The sequence below is a fragment of the Sphaerisporangium sp. B11E5 genome, assembly GCF_039871875.1.
GTDB lineage: Bacteria > Actinomycetota > Actinomycetes > Streptosporangiales > Streptosporangiaceae > Sphaerisporangium.
Map to the genome: position 1 here is coordinate 26259 of NZ_JBDPMD010000070.1, position 9282 is coordinate 35540.

Annotated in this window: 9 protein-coding genes; 1 reads left to right on the forward strand and 8 read right to left on the reverse strand. The window is 68.6% G+C overall.

The genetic code is table 11. The annotated features are described in order from the left end of the window. Positions 1–2: 2 nt before the first annotated feature. Positions 3–686, forward strand: a complete 684-nt coding sequence (locus ABGB17_RS36255) for a response regulator transcription factor (protein WP_347638413.1) — start codon at positions 3–5, stop codon at positions 684–686. An 11-nt stretch (positions 687–697) separates the two neighbouring features. Here the strand turns inward: ABGB17_RS36255 and ABGB17_RS36260 are convergent, their stop codons facing one another. From ABGB17_RS36260 to ABGB17_RS36295, 8 genes are all read right to left on the reverse strand, one after another. Further along, positions 698–1291: a Uma2 family endonuclease gene (locus ABGB17_RS36260; protein WP_347638415.1), complete on the reverse strand. Its 594-nt coding sequence runs from the start codon at positions 1289–1291 to the stop codon at positions 698–700. Positions 1292–1461: 170 nt separating this feature from the next. After that, positions 1462–2505, reverse strand: a complete 1044-nt coding sequence (locus ABGB17_RS36265) for a dipeptide ABC transporter ATP-binding protein (protein WP_347638417.1) — start codon at positions 2503–2505, stop codon at positions 1462–1464. Next, positions 2502–3527, reverse strand: a complete 1026-nt coding sequence (locus ABGB17_RS36270) for an ABC transporter ATP-binding protein (RefSeq protein ID WP_347638419.1) — start codon at positions 3525–3527, stop codon at positions 2502–2504. Before ABGB17_RS36270 ends, ABGB17_RS36265 begins: the two co-directional genes overlap by 4 nt. After that, the gene (locus ABGB17_RS36275) at positions 3524–4543 is read right to left on the reverse strand and encodes an ABC transporter permease (RefSeq protein WP_347638421.1); all 1020 of its coding nucleotides are present in this window, start codon (positions 4541–4543) and stop codon (positions 3524–3526) included. The genes ABGB17_RS36270 and ABGB17_RS36275 overlap by 4 nt, the downstream gene beginning before the upstream one ends. 96 nt (positions 4544–4639) lie before the next feature. Further along, positions 4640–6418, reverse strand: a complete 1779-nt coding sequence (locus tag ABGB17_RS36280) for an ABC transporter substrate-binding protein (protein ID WP_347638423.1) — start codon at positions 6416–6418, stop codon at positions 4640–4642. Between the two features lie 62 nt (positions 6419–6480). Continuing rightward, positions 6481–7473 (reverse strand): ABC transporter permease, encoded by a 993-nt coding sequence (locus ABGB17_RS36285; protein WP_347638425.1) that lies wholly within the window; start codon positions 7471–7473, stop codon positions 6481–6483. A 554-nt stretch (positions 7474–8027) separates the two neighbouring features. Then, entirely contained in the window at positions 8028–8522 is a 495-nt protein-coding gene (locus tag ABGB17_RS36290) for a cellulose synthase (protein WP_347638427.1), read from the reverse strand. 198 nt (positions 8523–8720) lie between these two features. After that, positions 8721–9282: RICIN domain-containing protein (locus tag ABGB17_RS36295; RefSeq protein ID WP_347638429.1), on the reverse strand; the 562-nt coding region annotated here is incomplete at its 5' end.

The window sequence follows — 9282 nt, forward strand, 5'->3', positions numbered from 1 at the left end:
ACATGACGATCAGGGTGCTGCTGGTGGACGACCAGCCGCTGCTGCGCACCGGTTTCCGCCTGATCCTGGAGGCCGAGCCCGACATCACGGTGGTCGGCGAGGCCGGCAACGGCTCCACCGCCATGGACCAGTCCCGCGCCCTGCTCCCCGACGTCGTGCTTATGGACATCCGCATGCCCGGCGTCGACGGCATAGACGCCACCCGGAGGATCGTCCGCGACGCCGCCCCCGGCGCCCACGTCCCGAGAGTCCTCGTCCTGACGACCTTCGACCTGGACGAGTACATAGTGGAAGCCCTGAGGGCGGGCGCCAGTGGCTTCCTTCTGAAGGACGTCCCTCCCGACGAGCTGGTCCAGGCCATCCGCGTGGTGGCCGCCGGCGACGCCATCGTCGCCCCCAGCGTCACCCGCCGCCTCCTGGACAAGTTCGCCCAGAGGCTCCCCTCCGCCCACCAGCAGGCCACCCCCGCCCGCGTGGGCCGCCTGACGGAACGCGAACTGGAAGTCCTCCGCCTGATCGCCCGGGGCATGTCCAACGCCGAGATCGCCGCCGAACTGGTCGTCAGCGAGACCACCGTCAAGACCCACGTGGGCAACGTCCTGACGAAGCTCTCCCTGCGCGACCGCGTCCAGGCCGTCGTCCTCGCCTACGAGACCGGGCTGATCACCCCCGGCGCCATCACCTGACGGAGCCGCCGTCAGGCGGATGTCAGCGCCTCGAACGCCACGTCGACGGAGATCGGGTCGTCGAGGGACAGCCGCCCGGTGTGCCGGCACACCAGGTCGTACCTCTCCTTGGAGAGCCGATACTCCTCGACCAGTTCCATCTCGTCGCCCGCCTGGTTGAGGAAGAAGATCAAATAGACGGGGATCCCTGCCGCGGCGTAGGCCGCCTTCTTGTCCACCGTGTCGGTGCGGAACGAGCTCTCCGGCGAGACGATCTCCACCACCAGGACGGCGTCCTTCGCGTACAGGCGCTTGTCGTCGGGCAGGCAGCGGTACACCGTGACGTCGGGTCGCCGGAGGTTCAGCGGAACGTCGCTGATCCGGACATCGATATCGGTCCCCACCATCAGGCACGGTTCCGGCTTCCGTGCCTGCTCCAGCATCGCGGCGAACCGCCTCCCTACACGGTTGTGCGGACGTGAAGCGCTCTCGCACTTGATGAGATGACCGTCGATCACTTCGATCGTCCGGCAGAAGTCCTCAGGCAACGCCGCGTAGTCCTCCGAGGTGATCTGCTCGGGAATCCAGCGGTACCAATCGCCGCCGTCGGGCACGCGGTTTGCCATGGCCATAGCTTAACGACCGCTCCTCGCTCCACAGAGTTCACGTCAACCCAACGTGTTGACATGAACACCCTAAGGAACCGTCAGGTGCGGGCGTGGCGGAACCGCTCATCCGGGAGGTACGACTTCCCCTCCTCGCCCGGTCACGGCGCGGGCCGTGGCCACGCTCGGGGTCATTCGGCGGGGACGGCGTCCTGCGGGTCCGGCCCGGCGGCGGGCACGGCGTCCTGCGGGGCGTTCTCCGGGAAGTGGCAGGCGACGCGGTGGCCGGTGACCAGTTCGGCGAGGGGGGGTTCCACCGTCTTGCAGATGTCCTGGGCCTTCCAGCAGCGGGTGTGGAAGCGGCAGGCGGGCGGAGGGTTCAGCGGGCTCGGGACGTCGCCCTGGAGGCGGATGCGCTCGCGTTCGGTGCGGCGCTTCACGTCGGGGATGGGGACGGCGGAGAGCAGGGCGTTGGTGTACGGGTGCATCGGCGACTCGTACAGGGCCTTGCTGTCGGCGATCTCGACGATCTTGCCGAGGTACATGACGGCCACGCGGTCGCTGATGTGGCGGACGACCGAGAGGTCGTGGGCGATGACGACGTAGGTGAGGTCGAGTTCGTTCTGGATGTCTTCCAGGAGGTTGACGACCTGGGCCTGGATGGAGACGTCCAGGGCGGACACCGGCTCGTCGGCGATGATCAGCTTGGGCTTCAGGGCCAGGGTGCGGGCGATGCCGATGCGCTGGCGCTGGCCGCCGGAGAACTCGTGCGGGTAGCGGTTGTAGTGCTCGGGGTTGAGGCCCACCAGTTCCAGGATGTCCTGGACGGCCTTCTTGGTGCCGTGCTCGGTCTTCACGCCCTGGATGCGGAACGGGGCGCCGACGATGGCGCCGACCGTGTGGCGGGGGTTGAGCGAGCTGTAGGGGTCCTGGAAGATCATCTGCATGTCGCGGCGCAGGGGGCGCAGGTCACCCTGCGACATGTGGGTGATGTCGTTGCCCTCGAAGACGATCTTGCCGCCGGTGGGCTCCAGGAGGCGGGTGATCAGCCGGCCGGTGGTGGTCTTGCCGCAGCCGGACTCGCCGACCAGCCCGAGGGTCTCGCCCTTCACCACGTCGAAGTCCAGGCCGTCCACCGCCCGCACCGCGCCGACCTGCCGCTTGAACAGGCCCTTGGTGACGGGGAAGTGCTTTTCCAGGCCCTGGACGGACAGCAGGGTCTCGGGCGCGCTCACACGGACTCCAGGTTCGGCTTGATCTCGTTCTCCCAGATGACGCGCCGCTCCTCGGGCGACAGGTGACAGCGCACCAGGTGACCGCCCTCGGTCTCCAGCAGCTCGGGCACGTCGGTGCGCGCGGCGCCGCCGGTGCGGTCCTCGTAGACGCACCGCGGGTGGAACGCGCAGCCAGGGGGGACGTTGATCAGAGAGGGCGGGGTGCCCTTGATGGGGATGAGCCGGTCGCCGCGGTCGCGGTCCAGCCGCGGCATCGAGCCGAGCAGGCCCCAGGTGTAGGGGTGCTCGGGGCGCTCGAAGATGTCGGTGGCGGTGCCGTACTCGATGCACTTGCCGCCGTACATCACCAGGATGTCGTCGGCCAGCTCGGCCACCACGCCGAGGTCGTGGGTGATGATGATCAGCGCGGAGTTGAACTCCTGCTGCAGGTCGCGCATCAGGTCGAGGATCTGCGCCTGCACGGTCACGTCGAGGGCCGTGGTGGGCTCGTCGGCGATCAGCAGCTCCGGATCGCACGACAGCGCCATCGCGATCATCGCGCGCTGCCGCATGCCGCCGGAGAACTCGTGCGGGTAGCTGTCCACCCGGCGCTCGGGCTGCGGGATGCCGACCCGGCCGAGCATGTCGATGGCGTGCTTGCGCGCCACCGCCTTGCTGACCTTGTTGTGGATGCGGTACGCCTCGATGATCTGCGCGCCGACGGTGTAGTAGGGGTGCATGGCCGACAGCGGATCCTGGAAGATCATCGCCATCTTCTTGCCGCGCAGGGTGCGCACGTGGTCGGCGCTCGCCGAGACCAGTTCCTCGTCGTCCAGCCAGATCTCCCCGGAGATCCGCGCCCGTCCGCCCTTGTGCAGGCCGAGGATGCCGAGGCTCGTCACGCTCTTGCCCGAGCCGGACTCGCCGACGATGCCGAGGGTGCGCCCGCGTTCCAACTGGAAGGACAGGCCGTCCACCGACTTCACCAGGCCGTCGTCGGTCGGGAAGTGGATGCGCAGGTCCTTCAGCTCAAGAAAGCTCACGCGAGCCTCACTCTCGGGTCGACCACCGCGTAGAGCAGGTCCACGACCAGGTTGGCCAGCACCACGAAGAACGCGGTGAGCAGCGTGACGCCGATGACCTTGGGCAGGTCCTGATTGGTGATCGCGTCGATGGCGTACTTGCCGATGCCGGGCAGCGAGAACGTGCTCTCGGTGAGCACCGCGCCGCCCATCAGCAGGCCGACGTCGAGGCCGAAGATGGTCACGATGGGGGTGAGCGCGCCGCGCAGGCCGTGTTTCGTGACGACCACGCGTTCCGGCAGGCCCTTGGCCCGTGCGGTGCGTATGTAGTCCTCGTTCATCGTCTCGAGCATGCCCGACCGGGTGAGCCGCGCGTACCCGGCCGCGTACAGGAAGGCCAGCGTGATCCAGGGCAGGATCATGCCGTACGCCCACAGCGCGGGATTGGCGAAGAACGGGGTGTAAGTGCCGCCCGGCGCGGTGATGGCCAGCGGGCGGCCGTAGCTGAACACGACGAGCGACACGATGCCGGTGAAGAAGATCGGGAGCGACACTCCGGCCAGCGCCACCGTCATCGCCGCCCGGTCGAAGACGCTGCCTCTTCGCAACGCGGACAACACACCGGTCGCCACGCCGGTGATGAGCCAGATGACCGCGGCCCCGAGGGCGAGGGAGAACGTGACCGGCAATCGGCCGATCAGATCGGGCCACACCGGGAGCTGGGTGATGAAGGAGTAGCCGAGACACGGGGCCGGGCAGTGCTCCGAGGCGGGACCGTAATCGTACTCGGCGCCGGCCACGATGCCCTTGGCGAACCGGCCGTACTGCACGATCAGCGGGTCGTTGAAGCCCAGCCGCTCGGCGGCGACCTTGATCTGCTCGGCGCCGGCCGTACGGCCGACGTACCGGGCCGCGAGGCTCTCGGAGGTGGCACCCGCCAGCCTCGGCACCAGGAAGAAGATGCCGAAGGTGATCATGCTCACGATGGCGAGCATGGCGACCGCCCAGATCAGGCGGCGGATGATGTAAGTGACCACTGTCCCCCCGGCTCCGGGGGCCGGCCGGTGCGCCGGCCCCCTGCCGTGTTCACGCTTGTAGACGGATCTGTCAGGTAGGGCACGGACCGCCAGATGTTACTGGAGGCCCATGTTCAGGTAGTCGTACATGCCGAACGCGTCACTGTAGTACACGTTCGTGACACCCTTGCCGCGGATGAGCAGGCTCTTCGCCCACAGGCCGGGCAGCACGAAGGCGTTGTCCATGACCATCTGGTCGATCTGGCCCCAGATGGCCTCGCGCTTGGCGGTGTCGGTCTCCAGCGAGGCCTGGTCGAGCAGCTTGTCGACCTCGGGGATGCGGACGCTGATGTTGGACGAGCCACCGGTCTCGCGGATGACGCGGCTGTCGACGATCTGCTGGAGGAAGCCGTAGCCGTCCGGCCAGTCGGCACCCCAGCCGTTGACGACCAGGCCCAGCTTGTTGTCCTTGGCGTAGCCCGGCTTGCCGGCGTACAGCGCGAAGTAGTCGGCCTGCGGGAACGGCTTCAGCGTGAGCTTGATGCCGACCTTGCCCAGGGACTGCTGGAGCGCCTCGGCGGCCGCCTTCTCCTTGGGACGCTCGGCCCGGTAGGCGATGTTGGTCTCGAAGCCGTTCGGCTGGCCGCAGGCGGTCAGGTGCTCCTTGGCCTTGGCGACGTCGCCGTGGCCGTCCGCGCCGCTCGGGTACGGGTTGATGTCCTTGTGGCCGGGGATGCCCGGGGGCAGCAGGCTCGTCGCGATCTGGCCGCCGGAGAACTCGCCTCCATAAGCGGTCTGGTAGGCGACCTTGTCCGCGGCGTACTGCACGGCCTTGCGGCAGTCGAGGTTGTCCAGCGGCGCGACGTTGCCGTTCACCGAGGTGTACCAGAGCCGGGTGATGGTCGGGTTGTCGGTGCCGGCCTTCAGCGCCGGGTCGGTCAGCACGCGGCCGAGGGTGGCCGGCTGGGCGCCGGTGCCCGCGATGTCGACGTGCAGGTCGCCGGACAGCAGACGGTTGTCGATGTCGTCGGCGTTGACGTTGACCGTGACCTCGTAGCCGTCGGGCAGGGCCTTGCGGTTGGGGTCGGTCGCCGGGTCCCAGCTCTCGTTGCGGACCAGGTTGAAGCCCTTGCCGATCTCGTTCTTGTCGAACTTGTACGGCCCGGAGGAGATGATGTGCTCCTGGTACTTGGCGCCGGTGTCCTTGGCCTCGGGCACGGGGATCGTCGCCGGGAGCTGCGCGAAGTAGTCGAAGCCGCTGTAGGGCTGCTTGAGGTGGAAGACGATCGTGCGGTCGTCGGGGGTCTCGATCGCGCTGTCGGTGTTGACGCCCTTGGACTTGTAGGGGCCCTTGTAGTCCTTGGGGAGGTCCAGGGTGTCGTTGAAGTAGGTGTACCCGTCGGGGAACACCTCCTTGTCGAGGGAACGCAGCACGCCGTACTTGACGTCCTTGGACGTGATGGGGGTGCCGTCCTCGAACTTGACGCCCTCGCGGAGCTTGTACGTCCAGGTCTTGGCGTCGTCGCTCGGGGTGCCGAGGCTCTCGGCGAGGTCGGGGACGAGCTCGCTGCTCTCCTTGCCCGGGGCCGGCTTGAACATCACCAGGGAGCGGCCGTAGAGGCGGATGAAGTCCCAGGAGTAGCCGTAGTAGGTGTCGGCCGGGTCCAGCGAGTCCCAGTCACCGGAGTTGGCGAACTTGAGGATGCCGCCCTTCTTGTCGGACGGGTTGAACACCTGGGTGAGGGCCGCGTTGAACTCGGCCTTGGCACCTCCCCCCTCCGGTGCCGCCGAGCCGGACTGGCTCGCCGCCGGAGTGCCGCCGCCACCACAGGCGGACAGCCCTAGGGCGAGTACCGCACTGAGGGCGGTCACCCCCAGCGTGGACTTTCTCTTCATCTGAGCAACCCCTTGTTGTCGGTTTGTCGGAGCCAGGGAACTGAACGGGGACGGAAGCGAGCTCACCGGGCCCTCGGGTCGAGAGCGTCACGGAGACCGTCGCCGAAGAGGTTGAAGGCCAGCACGGTGATGAAGATCGCCATACCGGGGAAGAACATGAAGTGCGGGATCGTGTAGAAACGCACCGCCTCGGACAACATGCCGCCCCACGTCGCCGTGGGCGGCCGCACGCCCACGCCGAGGAACGACAGCGCCGCCTCGAAGAGGATGTTCGTCGGGATCAGCAGGGTCGAGTAGACCAGGATCGGCGCCACGAGGTTCGGCAGCATCTCGCGGAAGATGATGTACGGGCCCCGCGCGCCGAGGCTGCGGGCGGCGTCCACGAACTCGCGCTCGCGCAGCGACAGGGTCTGGCCCCGCATGATGCGGCCGATGTACGGCCAGTTGAAGAAGCCGATGATGAAGACGAGCAGCGAGACCCGCAGCGCGTCGCCGGAGAGACCGAAGGCGTCGTCCGGCACGACGCCGGCCAGCGCGATGGCGAAGACCAGCAGGGGGAAGGCGAGGAAGACGTCCATCGTCTTGCTGATCACCGAGTCGACCCAGCCGCCGAAGTACCCCGCGACGACGCCGAGCACGGTGCCGATCACCACCGACAGCAGGGTGGCGAGGAAGGCGATGAGCAGGGAGATGCGGGCACCGTAGATCACCCGGCTGAAGATGTCGCGGCCGTTGACCGGCTCGACGCCGAACAGGTGCTGCCAGCTGATGCCGGTGCCGTCCTTGGGGGCCAGGGTCTCCGAACTGATGAGGTCCTGGTTGAAGTCGTTGGGCGGGTGGCCGATCACGCTGACGATCAGCGGCGCGAAGATCGCCACCAGGATGAGGAAGACCACGACGCCGGCGCCCGCGAGCGCGACCTTGTCGCGTTTCAGGCGGATCCATGCGATCTGCCCCAGTGACCGCCCTTGGATCACCTTGGCGGGTGACCCCTCCACCACGGCGTCGGGCGCGGCCGTCGCGTCCGAGCCGGAGACGTCGAGCGGTGCGGTCATGGTGTCGGCCCCCTGGATCCCAGACGACGTGGTCGCACGGCGCGCCGCCCGGCCGGGTAGCGGGCACGCGCCGCCCATACTTTGGCGCGGCAGGTCGCGTTCACGACCCCCGGACGCAGAATCTACGTGCTGAGCTGCACTGACCAGTACTTGAGCGCGCTATGTGGCTCAACTGTGATTCACGCGAAATTCATTCGTATCGATCTTGAACCGTTTGTCCCGCCCAGTTCCCGGTTCTGTCCCGGAACCGTGACACGCCTCCAGACCCCCGCCCGCACCGCCGTTCCGAACCCACCCACCCCCTCGACCCCACCCCTCGGCCTACGGGCCACCGATCACATTCACCCCATCCGGCCGCCGTTCCCTCCCCCACCGCCGTTACCAAACCGCAACCTCCCATCCACCTCCCCCACCCGCGTGGACGCCCCAGGCCGCCCCTCGGGATATCTGACGCGACGGCGGCGCCGCGTCGCCGGGACGTGACCCGGCGAACCCCGCGCCGCCGTGCGGTGGGCCACCGGCGGGCGGGCCGGGCCGCGGAAGATGAAAGGACGTCAGTTGATCCCGCGGCGCTTGAGTATCGCTTCGATGTCGGCGAGGTCGTCGTCCGCGGCGGGAGCGGCCGAACGGGACGGGATCGGGTTGGGCTTGGTGGGAGCGGTCGCCGAGGCCGGGGCGGAGCGCGCACCGGAAGCGGCCGTGGCCGTCGAGGCGGCACGCCCGGACCTGGCCGGCCGCGCGGCGCGTCCCCTCCGGCGCAGGACACCCGAGACGAGGAAGAGCACCGCCGACAGCGCCGCGACGCCGACCCCCGCCCAGACCATGGGCGAGAACACCAGCCCGGTGACGAAGCCCGCCACCGCCGTGCCCATCTTCCAGATCGCCGGAAGCGCCCCGGTGAGATACGCCGCGATCGGCACGAGCGACCACGCGAGCCCCCGCAGCCCCGCCCCCGCGCCCCGCCTGCGCATCACCAGGAAACTCAGCACCACCCCGGCCGCCGTCAGCCCCACACACAACGGAAACCAGGCGATCTGGTCGAAGTTCATAACGGCTCGCCCCTTGTCGTCCGACGCCTCCCCTGCCCTTCCATCCTGGCACGCGCCTCCCGCCCCGTTTCTCCTCCTGAAGGATGGCCCGCCCCCTAGGGGAGGATGACCCAGCTTCTCCGCGCGCGTGGCCCCGAAACGAGCGCCGGTCCAGGCGGGATCGCCTGGACCGGCGCGAAGGCGAGGCCGGTCGCGGGACTACGCCCGGGTCCACCTCTGGGTGGCCTGGCCGTTGCAACTGGCGACGGTCACGCCGGAGGAGTTGCCGGTGCCGGTGACGCTGAGGCACAGGTTGTTGGCGGCGCTGGTCACGGTGCCGTTGGAGTTGAACGTCCAGCGCTGGTTGGAGTTGCTGTGGCAGTCGTAGAGCTGGATGCGGGTGCCCGAGCCGCCGCCGGTCGGCACGTCCAGGCACTTGTTCATCGTCACCAGACGGCCGGAGCCGTCGTGGGTGAACCTCTGGTTGGCGTTGGTGTGGCAGTCATAGATCTGCAACTGGGTGCCGTTGGCGGTGGCGCTGTTCGGCGAGTCCACGCACCGGCCGGCCCCTTCGTTACGCAGCCGGAACGAGGTCCCGGAGGTCGGGGTCGGCGTCGGGGTCGGGGTCACTGTGGGGGTGACGGTTGGGGTGACGGTGGGGGTGGGGTTGGCGCCGGTGAGGCCGAAGAATTCGATGGCGCGCAGGCCCATGCCGCTGGAGGGGAGGGAGTGGCCGGCGCCTTGGATGCTGTAGGCCTCGACGCGGACGGTTCCGGTGGTG